General features: G+C 71.0%; 11 protein-coding genes. 9 read left to right on the top strand and 2 right to left on the bottom strand.

Features of this window, described 5'->3' with window-relative positions:
- The first annotated feature begins 135 nt into the window (after positions 1-135).
- From IEJ02_RS04015 to era, 6 genes are all read left to right on the top strand, one after another.
- Positions 136-1,140 (top strand): PhoH family protein, encoded by a 1,005-nt coding sequence (locus tag IEJ02_RS04015; protein WP_137977922.1) that lies wholly within the window; start codon positions 136-138, stop codon positions 1,138-1,140.
- A 12-nt stretch (positions 1,141-1,152) separates the two neighbouring features.
- Entirely contained in the window at positions 1,153-1,650 is a 498-nt protein-coding gene (ybeY, locus tag IEJ02_RS04010) for an rRNA maturation RNase YbeY (RefSeq protein ID WP_020871394.1), read from the top strand.
- Complete coding sequence (locus IEJ02_RS04005; RefSeq protein WP_191063379.1) at positions 1,647-2,951, top strand: hemolysin family protein; 1,305 nt, start codon at positions 1,647-1,649, stop codon at positions 2,949-2,951. Before ybeY ends, IEJ02_RS04005 begins: the two co-directional genes overlap by 4 nt.
- Before the next feature lie 532 nt (positions 2,952-3,483).
- Positions 3,484-6,465, top strand: a complete 2,982-nt coding sequence (locus IEJ02_RS04000) for a beta strand repeat-containing protein (RefSeq protein WP_191063378.1) — start codon at positions 3,484-3,486, stop codon at positions 6,463-6,465.
- Between the two features lie 152 nt (positions 6,466-6,617).
- Positions 6,618-6,968: a cytidine deaminase-like protein gene (locus IEJ02_RS03995; protein WP_137977920.1), complete on the top strand. Its 351-nt coding sequence runs from the start codon at positions 6,618-6,620 to the stop codon at positions 6,966-6,968.
- 114 nt (positions 6,969-7,082) lie between these two features.
- Positions 7,083-8,039, top strand: coding sequence for a GTPase Era (gene era / locus IEJ02_RS03990; RefSeq protein WP_370466956.1), 957 nt, complete (start codon positions 7,083-7,085; stop codon positions 8,037-8,039).
- 46 nt (positions 8,040-8,085) lie between these two features.
- On the opposite strand, the gene IEJ02_RS03985 is transcribed toward era, so the two are convergent.
- A complete protein-coding gene (locus IEJ02_RS03985; RefSeq protein ID WP_191063376.1) occupies positions 8,086-8,352 on the bottom strand; it encodes a protealysin inhibitor emfourin in 267 nt (88 codons plus the stop codon).
- Positions 8,353-8,379: 27 nt separating this feature from the next.
- Positions 8,380-9,519, bottom strand: a complete 1,140-nt coding sequence (locus tag IEJ02_RS03980) for a M4 family metallopeptidase (protein ID WP_223863310.1) — start codon at positions 9,517-9,519, stop codon at positions 8,380-8,382.
- A 335-nt stretch (positions 9,520-9,854) separates the two neighbouring features.
- Here IEJ02_RS03980 and leuA point away from each other — a divergent pair, with 335 nt between their 5' ends.
- The 3 genes from leuA to IEJ02_RS03965 all read left to right on the top strand — a co-directional run bounded on the left by leuA (position 9,855) and on the right by IEJ02_RS03965 (position 15,057).
- A complete protein-coding gene (gene leuA, locus IEJ02_RS03975) occupies positions 9,855-11,660 on the top strand; it encodes a 2-isopropylmalate synthase (protein WP_191063375.1) in 1,806 nt (601 codons plus the stop codon).
- Between the two features lie 236 nt (positions 11,661-11,896).
- A complete protein-coding gene (locus IEJ02_RS03970) occupies positions 11,897-12,607 on the top strand; it encodes a TerB family tellurite resistance protein (protein WP_137977917.1) in 711 nt (236 codons plus the stop codon).
- 230 nt (positions 12,608-12,837) lie between these two features.
- Positions 12,838-15,057 (top strand): MMPL family transporter, encoded by a 2,220-nt coding sequence (locus tag IEJ02_RS03965; RefSeq protein WP_223863309.1) that lies wholly within the window; start codon positions 12,838-12,840, stop codon positions 15,055-15,057.
- The last annotated feature ends 217 nt before the right edge of the window (positions 15,058-15,274 follow it).

Genomic DNA, 15,274 nt, shown 5'->3' with positions numbered 1-15,274 from the left:
TGAGCGGGGCGATGAGCGGATAGGAGTAAAAGGGCTCGGGTGTTGTCGGTGCTCCGTCGTACCCTTGGAACCCAAGGTTGTCGAGCGGCGAGAACCCTTGTAGCGGGAGGTAGAAGCAGGCCAGAGAGCCGGCCCATGACGCAACCAACCACAGCACCGCAGGCGCATGCGCAGTTCACGGTCCCGAGCAAGCACCCCATGGTCATGGTCCTGGGATCCGGTGACGCGCTGCTCCGTGTGATCGAGAACGCGTTCCCGGCGACCGATATTCACGTACGCGGCAATGAAGTCAGCGCCACCGGGGATCCGAAGGAAGTCGCCCTGGTCCAGCGTCTGTTCGATGAGATGATGCTGGTGCTCCGCACCGGTCAACCGATGACGGAGGATGCGGTGGAGCGCTCGATCTCGATGCTGCGCGCGGCCGATAACGGCGAGAGCGGGGTGCGGGAGACGCCCGCCGAGGTGCTCACCCAGAACATCCTCTCCAACCGCGGCCGCACCATCCGCCCCAAGACGCTCAACCAGAAGCGCTATGTCGACGCCATCGACAAGCACACCGTCGTCTTCGGCATCGGCCCCGCGGGCACCGGCAAGACCTATCTCGCCATGGCCAAGGCGGTCCAGGCGCTGCAGTCCAAGCAGGTCAACCGGATCATCCTCACCCGGCCGGCGGTCGAGGCGGGGGAGCGGCTCGGCTTCCTGCCCGGCACCCTCTACGAGAAGATCGACCCGTATCTGCGGCCGCTCTACGACGCGCTGCACGACATGCTCGACCCCGACTCCATCCCGCGCCTGATGGCCGCGGGCACGATCGAGGTCGCGCCACTGGCGTACATGCGTGGCCGTACGCTCAATGACGCGTTCATCATCCTCGACGAGGCCCAGAACACGAACCCCGAGCAGATGAAGATGTTCCTCACCCGGCTCGGCTTCGACTCCAAGATAGTGATCACGGGCGACATCACCCAGATCGACCTCCCCGGCGGGACCAAGAGCGGTCTGCGCCAGGTGCGGGAGATCCTGGACGGCGTCGAGGACGTGCACTTCTCCATGCTCACCAGCACCGACGTGGTCCGTCACAAGCTGGTCGGCCGGATCGTCGACGCATACGACCAGTACGACAGTCGCAACGGAAAGTAATCACGAACCCCCATGGCGATCGACGTCAACAACGAATCCGGTACCGATATCGACGAGCGGGCGGTGCTGGACATCGCCCGGTACGCGCTCGCCCGGATGCGTATCCACCCGCTCTCCGAGCTCTCGGTGATCGTCGTCGACGCCGACGCCATGGAGCAGCTGCACATCCAGTGGATGGATCTGCCGGGGCCCACCGATGTCATGTCCTTCCCGATGGACGAGCTGCGCCCGCCGGCCAAGGACGACGAGGAGCCCCCGCAGGGCCTCCTCGGGGACATCGTGCTCTGCCCCGAAGTGGCCAAGAAGCAGGGGGAGGAGGCGCCGACCGGGCACTCCATGGACGAGGAGCTCCAGCTGCTCACCGTCCACGGCGTCCTCCACCTGCTCGGCTATGACCACGAGGAGGCGGACGAGCGCGCCGAGATGTTCGGCCTCCAGGCCGCCATCGTCGACGGCTGGCGCGCGGAGCAGGGCGTCACCGGCCCCTCCCCGGCCCCCACCGTCCGATGAGCGCGCAGCTCGTCACCGCGGCCGTCCTGCTGGTCGTGGTGGCCTGGCTGGCGGCCTGCGCGGAGGCCGGTCTGGCCCGCACCACCCGGTTCCGCGCCGAGGAGGCCGTGCGCTCCGGGCGCCGGGGCAGCGCCAAGCTGATGCTCGTCGCCGAGGACCCCACCCGCTATCTCAATGTGGCGCTGCTGGTCCGCGTCGCCTGCGAGGTCGCGGCGGGCGCGGTCGTCACGTTCGCGAGCCTGCGCGAGTTCCCCGAGACCTGGAAGGCGCTGACCGTCGCGATCGGCGTGATGGTCCTGGTGTCGTACGTGGCCGTCGGCGTCTCCCCGCGCACCATCGGTGCCCAGCATCCGCTCAACACCGCGACCGTCGCCGCCTATGTGCTGATCCCGCTGGCCCGGGTCATGGGCCCCATCCCGCCGCTGCTGATCCTCCTCGGTAACGCGCTCACGCCCGGCAAGGGCTTCCGCAAGGGCCCGTTCGCCTCCGAGGCCGAGCTGCGCGCCCTGGTGGACCTCGCCGAGCAGGAGTCGCTGATCGAGGACGAGGAGCGGCGCATGGTCCACTCCGTCTTCGAGCTCGGCGACACCCTGGTGCGCGAGGTGATGGTGCCGCGCACCGACCTGGTGGTCATCGAGCGCTTCAAGACCATCCGGCAGGCGCTCACCCTCGCGCTGCGCTCCGGCTTCTCCCGGATACCGGTCACCGGCGAGAACGAGGACGACATCGTCGGGATCGTCTACCTCAAGGACCTGGTCCGCAAGACGCACATCAACCGCGAGGCCGAGACCGAGCTGGTCTCCACCGCGATGCGGCCCGCCGCCTTCGTCCCGGACACCAAGAACGCGGGCGATCTGCTGCGCGAGATGCAGCAGGATCGCAACCACGTGGCCGTGGTGATCGACGAGTACGGCGGCACGGCCGGGATCGTCACCATCGAGGACATCCTCGAGGAGATCGTCGGCGAGATCACCGACGAGTACGACCGCGAACTGCCGCCCATCGAGGACCTCGGCGACGGCACCCACCGGGTGACCGCCCGGCTCGCCCTGGGTGACCTGGGGGAGTTGTACGGCACGCATCTGGAGGACGAAGACGTCGAGACGGTGGGCGGGCTGCTCGCCAAGGCGCTGGGCCGGGTGCCGATCGCGGGCGCCAAGGCCGAGGTGGACGTCCCCGAGGGCGGGGTGGACCCCGCGCTCAAGGCGCTGCGGCTGACGGCCGAGTCCCCGGCGGGCCGCCGCAACCGCATCGTCACGGTGCTGGTCGAGCCGGTCCGCGAAACCGCCGCGGCCGAGTAAGTGCTCCGCTGGACGTGCCGCGATGCGTCGTCGGCCGGCTGCGGCGCCGTCGTGCCTGGTCCCACGCGGCGGAGCCGCATATCGACACAGCCCCGCGCCCCTTCGGGGCGCTGCCGAACGCGCTGCCGAACCATAGCGGACTTCCTCTGACCTGCTCAGGCCGCGCACCTGCGGTGCGGCCTCTCCGGACCGGCCCCTTCCCGCGCTCCCGCCGCACGCGCCGGGGCGCGGCGCCCGCCCGCGCGACAGCGGGCCGTCGCGCCAGCGCATCGGCAACGCGCGGGCCGCGCTGCGCCATCTGGGTGGAATAGCCGTCCGCTCCCTGGCCCATCTGGCGTAGGCGCCCGCTTACTTGCAGATACCGACTGGTGGGTCGCCCATACCTCTGTCGGGGGACAGTCGGCCTGTCTGCTTTGACGTAGACGGGTCGGCCGTATGGGCACCCCCGCACAGAGGCCAAGGCTCCGCGCGGCTGCGCCGCGCGGAGCCGGGCGGCTCATCTCCCTGAGCTCAGGAAAGGGCGGCCGCTTCCATGTCCACCACCACGGTGACCTCCACGCCGAACCCCTCCGTCTTCGGTCAATCCGTCACCTACACCGCCACCGTCACCGGCATCACCGCCGGGAGCCCTCCCTGGGGCGACGTGACCTTCGTCATCGCCGGTGGCCCGACCATCGGCCCCGTGACGCTCACCCCAACCGGGGTCGACTCCGGCACGGCCAGCGTGACCGACTCCTCCCTCGCCGTCGGCTCCCACCTGGTCACGGCGAACTTCGTCAACTCCAGCGATCCTTTGGACAATTCGTCCGGCACGACCATCCAGCAGGTCAACCAGTCGGCGACCACCACCGCGGTCACCTTCGTCCCGCCCGCGCCCGTCTGCGGCGAGACCGTGACGCTGACGGCGCATGTGGCGGCGGTGCCCCCGGGCAGCGGCACCCCCACCGGTACGGTCACCTTCATCATCAGCGCGGACGGGCCCACGGTGACCGGGACCCTCGATCCGTCCGGGAACGCCTCCGTCACCGTTCCCGCCCTGAGCGTGGGCACGCACCAGGTCGCCGCGTTCTACAACGGCGACGCCAACTTCGCCCCGTCCAACTCGCCCTTGACGCCGCTCACCATCAATCCGGCGTCCTCGACCACGACCCTCACCACCTCCCCCGCCTCGCCGGTCTGCGGTGAGCCGGTGACCCTGTGCGCCCAGGTGGCGGTCGTCGCGCCCGGCACCTGCACCCCGACGGGCACGGTGACGTTCACGGTCGCCGGCGGTCCGACGCTGACCGGGACGCTGAACGCCAGCGGCCAGGCGTGTGTGACCACCAGCGCCATCCCGGTGGGCACCCATGCCGTGACGGCCGCCTACGCCGGAAACGGGAATGTCGCGGGCTCGACCGACACCGGCTCGATCACGGTCGGTCAGGGAGCGTCGGCCACATCGGTCACGGTGTCCCCGGCCGCACCGGTCTGCGGTGAGTCGATCACCATCTGCGCCCAGGTGACGGTGTCGCCGCCGAGCACCTGTACGCCCACGGGCACGGTGACCTTCGCGATCAGCGGTGGCCCGACCCTGACGGGCACGCTGAACGCCAGCGGCCAGGCATGCGTGACCACCAACGCCCTGACCGCGGGGTCGTACACCGTGACCGCCACCTACGGGGGCAGCACGAACATCGCGATTTCCAGCGGCTCGGCGTCGTTCACCGTGGGCCAGGGCGTCTCGGGCATCTCGGCGAGCATCTCGCCCAGCCCGTCCGTCTGCGGTGAGCCGGTGACCATCTGCGCGGACGTGGGCGTCGCGCCGCCGAGCACCTGTGTCCCCACCGGAAACGTGACGTTCGCCGTCTCCGGTGGTCCGACCCTGACGGGCACGCTGAACGCGACCGGTCAGGCGTGTGTGACAACCAGCGCCATTCCGGTCGGCATGCACAGCCTGACCATCACCTATCCGGGCGACGGGGACGTCCTGGGCTCGACGGCGACCCTCCCCCTGACGGTGAACCAGGCCGCCTCGACGACCGCCCTGACCATCACGCCCAGCACGGCGTCGTGCGGTCAGTCGGTCACCCTGTGCGCGCAGGTGACCACGACCCCGCCGGGGACCTGCACCCCGACCGGAACGGTCACCTTCGCGATCGCGGGTGGTCCGACCTTGACCGGAACGCTGAACGCCAGCGGTCAGGCGTGTGTGACCACCAGCGCCATTCCGGTCGGCACCCATGCGGTGACGGCCACCTACTCCGGCGACACCGGCGTCGCCGGGTCGAACGCCACCGGGTCCGTCACGGTCAACCAGGGCGTCTCCTCCACGACCCTCAGCTTCCTGCCCGCCTCCCCGGTCTGCGGTGAGCCGGTGACCCTGTGCGCCCAGGTGACGGTCGCGTCGCCCAGTACCTGCACCCCGACCGGAACGGTCACCTTCGCGATCGCGGGTGGTCCGACCTTGACCGGGACGCTGAACGCCAGCGGTCAGGCGTGCGTGACGACGAGCGCCATTCCGGTGGGCACGCACGCGGTGACGGCCTCGTACGGTGGCAACACGGGCGTGGCGGGCTCGTCGGCCTCCGGATCCATCACCGTCGGCCAGGCCGCGTCCACGACCGCGCTGACCATCACCCCCGCCTCTCCGGTGTGCGGCCAGCCGGTGACCCTGTGCGCGCAGGTGACCACGACAGCGCCCGGCACGTGCGCCCCGACCGGGACGGTGACGTTCGCGATCGCGGGTGGTCCGACCTTGACCGGGACGCTGAACGCCAGCGGTCAGGCGTGCGTGACGACGAGCGCCATTCCGGTGGGCACGCACGCGGTGACGGCCTCGTACGGTGGCAACACGGGCGTGGCGGGCTCCTCGGCGTCCGGATCCGTCACCGTCGGCCAGGCGAGCACCACGACCACGCTCACCTCCTCGCCGAACCCGTCCACCCCCGGCCAGAACGTGACCTTCACCGCCACGGTGACCGCGGTGCCGCCGGCGACGGGCACCCCGACCGGGAACGTCATCTTCGTGATCAGCGGCGGGCCCACCCTCACCGGCACGCTCAACGCCTTCGGACAGGCCACCGTCAGCACCAACACCCTCACCACCGGGGCGCACACGGTCACGGCCGTCTACGGCGGCGACACCTGCTTCGCCGGTTCGACCTCAGCGACGATCACCCAGAACGTGGTCGCGGCGCCGACCGGGACCACGGTGACCGCCACCCCGGCCACCATCCGGCTGCGGATCAACGGCACGCTGATCATCCCGACCCTGAGCGCGACGCTGAGGGACGCGTCCAACAACCCGATCCCCGGCCAGACCCTCACCTTCGTCGCCAACTCCGCACTGGGCCCGATCGCGCTGGGCAGCGCGGTCACCAACGCCAGCGGCACGGCGACGCTCAGCAATGTCACCGTCCCGCCGACCGTGCTCACCGCCTCGACGTACACCGCCTCCTTCGCGGGCGCTCCGGGCCTGAGCCCGTCGTCGGGTTCGGCCTCGCTGACCTTCCAGCCGTCGCCGATCCTCCCCTAGGGCGCCTGAGGCCCTGAGGCCCTGAGACCCGCCCTGAGCCATCCACACAACCGCGTATCGCCCGCGCCGGGCCGCCGCACCGCGGACCGGCGCGGGCCGCCGTGTGCCCACCGGCGTCACCGCCGGTCAACGCCCCGCATATGCTCATCCGCATGAGCGAAGCAGCGCAGTTGGACCCCGAAGACCGCAAGATCATCACGCTGGCCCGCTCCGTGCGGGCCCGCAACTCCGTGCCGGAGGGCGCCGCCGTCCGCGACGAGACAGGGCGTACGTATGTCGCCGGGACCGTGGCCCTCGACTCGCTGAAGCTGAGCGCCCTCCAGACCGCCGTCGCCATGGCCGTGGCGAGCGGTGCCACGTCCCTGGAGGCCGCGGCCGTGGTGACCGACGCGGAGAGCGCGTCCGAGGAGGACCGCGCGGCCGTCCGGGACCTGGGCGGGGCCGGGACCCCGGTGCTGCTGGCGGGCCCCGACGGCACCCTGCGGGCCACGCTGGACGCCTGACCGGCGCCCTACGGTCACAGTGGGCCCGCCTGCCCCGCCCCACTGCCCGCGGCGGTCGCACGAGGCCGGGACGGCTGGTCCGAATGGGTCGGGGCATCGGGGAGAATGGGGGCCATGACTGCCGGTACCTCCCCGTCCCCGACCGAGCGGCGGGAGACCCCGCACCGCTCGGGCTTCGCCTGCTTCGTCGGCCGCCCCAACGCGGGCAAGTCGACCCTGACCAACGCGCTGGTGGGGACGAAGGTCGCGATCACCTCGAACCGCCCGCAGACCACCCGCCACACCGTCCGCGGCATCGTGCACCGCCCGGACGCCCAGCTGGTGCTCGTCGACACCCCCGGTCTGCACAAGCCGCGCACCCTGCTCGGCGAGCGGCTCAACGATGTGGTGCGCACCACCTGGGCCGAGGTCGACGTCATCGGCTTCTGCCTGCCCGCCGACCAGAAGCTGGGCCCTGGCGACCGCTATATCGCCACCGAGCTCGCGGGGATCAAGAAGACCCCCAAGGTCGCGATCGTCACCAAGACCGACCTGGTCGAGCCTCAGCAACTGGCCCAGCAACTGATCGCCATCGACCGGCTCGGCAAGGAGCTGGGCATCGAGTGGGCCGAGATCGTCCCGGTGTCGGCGGTGGGGGACCAGCAAGTGGATCTGCTGGCGGATCTGCTGGTCCCGCTGCTGCCCGAGGGCCCGACGCTCTACGCCGAGGGCGACCTTACGGATGAGCCCGAGCAGGTCATGGTGGCCGAGCTGATCCGGGAGGCCGCGCTGGAGGGCGTACGGGACGAACTGCCGCACTCCATCGCGGTGGTGGTGGAGGAGATGCTGCCCCGCGAGGGCCGCCCCGCGGACCGGCCGCTCCTGGACATCCACGCCAACCTCTACATCGAGCGGCCCAGCCAGAAGGGCATCATCATCGGCCCCAAGGGCCGCCGCCTGAAGGACGTGGGCACCAAGTCCCGCAAGCACATTGAAGCGCTGCTGGGTACGCCGGTCTTCCTCGACCTGCATGTGAAGGTTGCCAAGGACTGGCAGCGTGATCCGAAGCAGCTGCGGAAGCTGGGGTTCTGAGCCTGGTGCGTGGTCCTCGGCGCATGCGCCGAGGACCACGCGGCCCCTACGCGCCCTCCTTCAGCACCGCGCGGATCAGTTCCCGCTGGGCGTCGCTCAGATGGGGATCCGCGGCGTGGATGGTGCGGCCGTCGACGGTGATCTCGTACTGGAAGCCGTCGGGGACGCCGCGGAGGGCCGTGGTGTGGCCGGTCTCGACGGCCTGGTGGGCCAGGGCGTCCAGATGGGTGGCGTCGGGCCGGCCGGTGGTGTCCAGCTCGGCCCGGCGCTCGATTCCGGCGAATCCGCCGGTGCGGGTGACGGAGATGCGCATGGCTCCATCACTACCCGATGGCGTGGTCTAGCGCGCGCCCACGTGCGCCCGCAGATCGGTGATGCCCACCCCGGCCCAGGCCTCCCGCACCGCCGACTGCTCCTCGCCCTCGCCGTAGCGGGTGTGCGCCGCGGCCACCGTGAGCTGGGCGAAGTCGGCGAACTCCGCGTCGGAGGCCAGATCGCCGCCGGTCAGCACGTCGTACCAGATCTGCCCGGCGCGCTCCCAGGCGTTGCCACCCAGGGCGGTGGCGGCGAGGTAGAAGGCGTGGTTGGGGATGCCGGAGTTGATGTGGACGCCGCCGTTGTCCCGTGAGGTGTGGACGTAGTCGTCCATCGTGCCCGGCTGCGGGTCCTTGCCCAGCACATCGTCGTCGTACGCCGTGCCCGGGGCCTTCAACGAGCGCAGGGCCACCCCGGTGACCCGGTCCGTCAGCAGCCCCGCGCCGATCAGCCAGTCGGCCTCCTCGGCGCTCTGCCCGAGCACATGCTGCTTGACCAGGGAGCCGAAGACGTCGGACATCGACTCGTTGAGCGCCCCGGACTGGCCGAAGTACTCGAGGTTGGCGGTGTACTGCGTGACGCCGTGGGTCAGCTCGTGGGCCATCACGTCGACCGGGATGGTGAAGTCCAGGAAGACCTCGCCGTCCCCGTCGCCGAAGACCATCTGCTCGCCGTCCCAGAAGGCGTTGTTGTAGTCCTCGCTGTAGTGGACGCTCGCGTTCAGCGGCAGCCCGGAGTCGTCGATCGAGCGCCGGCCGTACGCCTTGAGGAAGAGCTCGAAGGTCGCGCCGAGCCCGTCGTACGCGCGGTTCACCGACTCGTCCCCGCTCGCCTGGTCGCCCTCGCCGCGCACCTTCCTGCCCGGCAGCGAGGTCCTGTGCTGGGCGTCGTAGATGGTGCGCCGGGGCTTGTCGGAGGGCGCGGCGGCCCGCGCGGCGGGGACGCCGCGCACGGTGGTGATCCGGCGGCGGGTGCGCTGCAGGGCGTCGTGCTCGAGCGTGCGGCGGGCGGGATCGGCCAGCGAGGTGTCCTCGGCGCGGGACAGCTTGTCCAGGACGTGCGGCGGCACGATCGTGCAGAAGGCGGTGTGGCGGTGACCGCGGGCAGGGCGGGTCGTAAGGCGGGTCTTGCGGCCGTTGGCATTGGCATTGGCATTGGCGTCCATGGCTGGCAATGTCGCATCGCGTGATGCCCGTGTCACGCCTTGCGGTCATGATTGCTGAAATCGAGTGGAAGATGTGTATTCCTCCGAAGCGCATGTATCGGTCCGCATAGTGATACGGGTCCGCCCCGCCCGCCCGTCTCGGTTAGGCTGCTCTGCATCATGCGTTTCGGGCTGCTTCTTCTTAGCTGCCGCGGCGAGGGCCTGTAGTCGAACGGCCGACCCCCTCCCCGCGGAGTTCGGCGTTGCTCTGATCACGCCCCGTCGGTCGCCCCAGGACCTCCGCGACAGCGGATCCGTCCAGCGGACAGCGGACCATCCAAGGAGCCCCGCGCACCATGACTCACTCCGACACGCCCGGCCAGACCTCCGAGACCTCCGAGATCTCCGGTGAGGCCGTCGGCCGTCCCACCCCCATCACCGCCGCCACCGTCACCCAGCGCCCCTCGGGGATGCCGATCCACAAGTACGGCCCGTACGAGGCCGTCGACATCCCGGACCGCACCTGGCCGGACAACCGCATCACCGTCGCCCCGCGCTGGCTGTCCACCGATCTGCGGGACGGCAACCAGGCGCTGATCGACCCGATGTCCCCGGCCCGCAAGCGCGAGATGTTCGACCTGCTGGTGCGCATGGGCTACAAGGAGATCGAGGTCGGCTTCCCCTCCTCCGGCCAGACCGACTTCGACTTCGTACGGTCGATCATCGAGGAGGGCGCGATCCCGGAGGACGTGACGATCTCCGTCCTCACCCAGGCGCGCGAGGAGCTGATCGAGCGCACCGTCGAGTCGCTGCGCGGGGCGCACAAGGCCACCGTGCACCTGTACAACGCCACCGCCCCCACCTTCCGCCGGGTCGTCTTCCGCGGCACCCGGGAGCAGGTCAAGCAGATCGCGGTGGACGGCACCCGGCTGGTGGTGGAGTACGCCGACAAGATCCTCGGCGATGACACGGTCTTCGGCTACCAGTACAGCCCGGAGATCTTCACCGACACCGAGCTGGACTTCGCGCTGGAGGTCTGCGAGGGCGTGATGGACGTCTGGCAGCCCGAGGAGGGCCGCGAGATCATCCTGAATCTGCCGGCCACCGTCGAGCGCTCGACCCCGTCCACCCACGCGGACCGCTTCGAGTGGATGTCGCGCCACCTGTCCCGGCGCGAGCACATCTGCCTGTCGGTGCATCCGCACAACGACCGCGGCACCGCCGTCGCCGCCGCCGAGCTGGCGATCATGGCCGGGGCGGACCGCATCGAGGGCTGCCTGTTCGGGCAGGGCGAGCGCACCGGCAACGTCGACCTGGTGACGCTGGGCATGAACCTGTTCTCCCAGGGCGTGGACCCGCAGATCGACTTCTCGCAGATCGACGAGATCCGCCGCACCGCCGAGTACTGCAACCAGATGGAGATCCACCCGCGCCACCCCTACGCGGGCGATCTGGTCTACACCGCCTTCTCCGGTTCCCACCAGGACGCCATCAAGAAGGGGTTCGAGGCGCTGGAGGCGAGCGCGGCCGAGCAGGGCAAGACGGTGGACGAGATCGAGTGGGCGGTCCCGTACCTGCCCATCGACCCCAAGGACGTCGGCCGCTCGTATGAGGCCGTGATCCGGGTGAACTCCCAGTCCGGCAAGGGCGGCATCGCCTATGTCCTGAAGAACGACCACAACCTGGACCTGCCGCGCAGGATGCAGATCGAGTTCTCCAAGACGATTCAGGCCAAGACCGACGCCGAGGGCGGCGAGGTCACCCCGGCCCAGATCTGGGCGGCCTTCCAGGACGAGTACCTGCCGACCGAGAACAACCGGTGGGGCCGGATCTCGCTGCGCAGCGCGCAGACCTCCACCACCACCGAGGGCACCGACGCGCTCACCGTCGAGGCGGTCGTGGACGGCGCCGAGACGGTGCTGAACGGCACCGGCAATGGCCCGCTGGCGGCCTTCTTCGACGCCCTGGCCGCGATCGACGTGGACGTACGGCTGCTGGACTACTCCGAGCACACCCTGAGCGAGGGCGCCGCGTCCCAGGCCGCCGCGTACATCGAGTGCGCGATCGACGGGCAGGTGCTGTGGGGTGTCGGGATCGACGCCAACATCGTGCGCGCCTCCCTGAAGGCCGTCGTCTCGGCGGTGAACCGGGCTCGCCGGTGATCCTTTCGGAATCCTTCGGATTCCTTCAGGTGCGTAGGTGATCTTTCAGCAGTCTGATCGGACGGGTTCATCACCCCGTTGACCTGGTCACCCATATGGGCCCCGTTCACCCCGCGAGGTGGGCGGGGCCTCGGGTTTGGCCTGTTGTCTCCGTTCGGGGTACTGACGTCACATCATGGATGTGGCTAGCATCACGTCAACGCGGCAACGTGGCCGAAGCGTTATGGAGGTGTGACGTGGTGCACCGGCGAGCCCGCCGTGACCGGGACCTGTGTGTGGTAGGCGTACGCACTCTGTGGCGGACCGTCGGCGATGGTGAGTTCTTCTGCCCCGAGTGCGGCGGTGACCGCAACTACCGCCGCCGTACCGGCCGCCGCCGCATCGTGGTGCTCGGCCTGCCGGTAATGCCGCGCGGACCGGTCGCGCCCATCGTGGAATGCGCGGCCTGCGGCAGCCGCTACGGCACGGAGGTGCTGGACCACCCCACCACGACCCGCTTCTCCGCCATGCTGCGGGACGCGGTGCACACCGTGGCCCTCGCGGTCCTCGCCGCGGGCGGCACCGAGGCGACGGCGGTCCGGCAGGTCGCGGTCGGCGCGGTGCGCGCCGCCGGATTCGCCGACTGCAGCGAGGAGCAGCTGCTCGCGCTCATCGAGGCCCTCGCGGCCGACACCGGGCGGCTCCCGGGCGCGTGCGGCGAGCGCGACGGCCTGGACCCGTGCGGTACGGCGCTCGCCATCGAGCTGCACGAGGCCCTGGAGCCGCTGGCCCCGCATCTGGCCCCCACCGGCCGGGAGGCCATCCTCCTCCAGGGCGCCCGGATCGCCGTGGCCGACGGCCCGTACCGGCCGGCCGAGCGCGCGGTCCTGGAAACGGTCGGCCGGGCCCTGATGATCTGCCCGGACGACACGGCCCGCCTGCTCGCCGCCACAAGGGCGGCCTTTTGATCCAGGACTCGGTTCAGAGCTCGGTTCTCCCCCAGCTACCGCTGGGGAGTGCCCTCGACCGGAAGACCCAAGGGGCCAGAACCGGCCGGAAGACCCAAGGGGCCAGAAGGGGAAGTCCCGCCTCCGTACTCCCCAGGGAGTAATCGCCCCGGTCCCGCCCCCGGCGTAGTAGCCGCCATGTCCGTCGTCGGCGCGACGTATCGGCGTCCCCGCGCCGGAAGCCTGGGGGCATGCAGACGACATCGTCAGGGATCCCGAGCGATCCCCACCAACCGGACGCGTCGCCGCCCGGCGCGGCCGGGGCGCAGCCCGCCGCGGCCGGCGGCAAGCGGCGGCGCACACTGCCCTGGGCGGTCATCGCGGGCTGGGTGCTGCTGCTCCTCGTCGCCGTCCCCTTCGCGGGCAAGCTCGAGGGCGCCAAGCGGGACACGGCCGTCGACTACCTCCCGGCGGGCGCCGACTCCACCCAGGTGGCCCGGCTCCAGGAGCGGCTGCCCGGTGGCGACACCATCGACCTCGTCCTCGTCTTCCACCGCGACGGCGGGCTGACCGACGCCGACCGTAAGGCGGCCGGCGGGCGGGTCGCCGAGGTGGCGGGGCGCCATGACCTCGTCGGTGGCACGGCGCCGCGCGCCATCCCGTCCAAGGACGGCACGACCCTGATGTACCCCATGGCGCTCACCGGCCTGACGGACGAGAAGGAGCGGGCCGACGCCGTCAAGGACGTCCGCGCCGAGCTCGCCTCCCACCCCGAAGGCCTGACCGTCCAGGTCGGCGGCCCAGGGGCGCTCAGCGCCGACTCGCAGGAGGTCTTCGCCTCCACCGACGGCACGCTGATGTTCGCCACCGCCGGGGTGGTCGCCCTGCTGCTGATCATCACCTACCGCAGCCCGCTGCTGTGGCTGGTGCCGCTGGGGGTGGTCGGCGTCGCCGCCATGGCCGCGATGGCGATCGTCTACGGCCTCGTGGAGGGCTTCGACCTCATCGTCACCAGCATGAGCTCCTCGATCATGACGGTGCTGGTCTTCGGCGCGGGCACCGACTACGCCCTGCTGATCGTGTCCCGCTACCGCGAGGAGCTGCGCCGCCACCACGCCCCGTACGACGCGATGCGCGAGGCCCTGCGCGGCTGCGGCCCCGCCGTGCTCGCCTCCAGCGGCACCGTGGCCGCCGGGCTGCTGTGTCTGCTCGCCGCCGACCTCAACAGCAGCAGCGGACTGGGTCCGGTCGGCGCGGTCGGGGTGGTCTGCGCGCTGGCCGCGATGGTGACGCTGCTGCCCGCGGTGCTGGTGCTGCTGGGGCGGCGGGTGTTCTGGCCGCTGATCCCCGTCTACGGCAGTGAACCGCGGGCGGCCCGGCGCGGGTTCTTCGAGGCGATGGGCAGCTCGGCCCGCCGCCGGCCCGGTGCCGTACTCATCGGCGGTGCCGCGCTGCTGGGCGTGCTCGCCCTGGGCGTGCTCAATCTGCCCGGCAACCTCAAGCAGGAGGACACCTTCACCGACAAGCCCGAGTCGGTGGCCGCCACGCAGACCCTCGCCGAGGCCTATCCGGACAGCAGCAGCCAGCCCATCAGCGTGATGGCGCGCACCGCGGGGGCGGACGAGGTGCTGCGGCGGGCGCGCGCCACGGAGGGGGTCGCGCGGGCGGACGCCGGGCGCAGCGGCGGCGGCTGGACGGAGATCGACGTCTTCCCGCGCGGCGCCCCGCAGTCGGCGGAGGAGACGGCCACGCTGCACGCCCTGCGCGCACAGCTGATACGGGTCGAGGGCGCCGACGCGCTGGTCGGCGGACCCAGCGCCCAGCAGCTCGACCTGGAGGACACCAACGCCCGCGACCGGATGCTGGTCATCCCGCTGGTGCTGATCGCCGTGCTGCTGATTCTCGCCGCCCTGCTGCGCAGCCTCGTCGCGCCGCTGGTGCTCGTCGTCGCCGTGGTCGCGGTGTGGGGCGCGGCGATGGGGCTCGGCGGGCTCTTCTTCGACCCGGTCTTCGGCTTCGCCGGAGTGGATCCGGGGCTGCCGCTGCTGTCCTTCGTCTTCCTGGTCGCCCTCGGCGTGGACTACGGCATCTTCCTGATGCACCGGATGCGGGAGGAGTCGCTGCGCGGGGCGGACGTCCCGGACGCGGCGGTGACCGCGCTGCGCACGACGGGCGGGGTGATCGCCTCGGCCGGTCTGGTGCTGGCGGCGACCTTCGCGGTGCTGGCCACGCTGCCGATGGTGATGCTGGTCGAGATGGGGTTCGTGGTGGCGGTCGGCGTGCTGCTCGACACCTTCCTCGTGCGGACGTACCTGGTGACGTCGGCGAGCCTGCTGCTGAAGCGGTGGGTGTGGTGGCCGGGCGCCCTCTTCCGCCGTACGCCCGCCTCGCCGGGCTCGGCCGCCCAGGACGGACCCGCCGCCGGGTCCCACGCCGGGTCCCGTCCCGAACCGGCCGTACGCGGCGGCTGACGCCGTCTCTCTGACGCCGTCCCTCAGCCCGGACCGGCCGCACAGGGGACGGCCGGTCCGGGAACCCATTCGTACCGCTCTATGGCCTATCTATGGCCTACCGCCCTACGGCCGCCCCTGGCCGGTCTATGACCTCTATGACCGCTCTCCGGATCCGTACAGCCCTATAGGACGCATGCAGCCCTATAGGACGCATACAGCCCTATGGCTCGGCCCG

This window comes from Streptomyces sp. 5-10 (assembly GCF_014712245.1).
Taxonomy (GTDB): domain Bacteria; phylum Actinomycetota; class Actinomycetes; order Streptomycetales; family Streptomycetaceae; genus Streptomyces; species Streptomyces violaceusniger.
This window is presented reverse-complemented; position numbering and strand designations above follow the sequence as displayed.

Coding starts and splice junctions, on each gene's coding strand:
- IEJ02_RS04015 (WP_137977922.1), top strand. CDS start 136: ATGACGCAACCAACCACAGCACCGCAGGCGCATGCGCAGTTCACGGTC.
- IEJ02_RS03965 (WP_223863309.1), top strand. CDS start 12,838: ATGCAGACGACATCGTCAGGGATCCCGAGCGATCCCCACCAACCGGAC.
- era (WP_370466956.1), top strand. CDS start 7,083: ATGACTGCCGGTACCTCCCCGTCCCCGACCGAGCGGCGGGAGACCCCG.
- IEJ02_RS04005 (WP_191063379.1), top strand. CDS start 1,647: ATGAGCGCGCAGCTCGTCACCGCGGCCGTCCTGCTGGTCGTGGTGGCC.
- IEJ02_RS03985 (WP_191063376.1), bottom strand. CDS start 8,352: ATGCGCATCTCCGTCACCCGCACCGGCGGATTCGCCGGAATCGAGCGC.
- IEJ02_RS03980 (WP_223863310.1), bottom strand. CDS start 9,519: ATGGACGCCAATGCCAATGCCAATGCCAACGGCCGCAAGACCCGCCTT.
- ybeY (WP_020871394.1), top strand. CDS start 1,153: ATGGCGATCGACGTCAACAACGAATCCGGTACCGATATCGACGAGCGG.
- leuA (WP_191063375.1), top strand. CDS start 9,855: ATGACTCACTCCGACACGCCCGGCCAGACCTCCGAGACCTCCGAGATC.
- IEJ02_RS04000 (WP_191063378.1), top strand. CDS start 3,484: ATGTCCACCACCACGGTGACCTCCACGCCGAACCCCTCCGTCTTCGGT.
- IEJ02_RS03995 (WP_137977920.1), top strand. CDS start 6,618: ATGAGCGAAGCAGCGCAGTTGGACCCCGAAGACCGCAAGATCATCACG.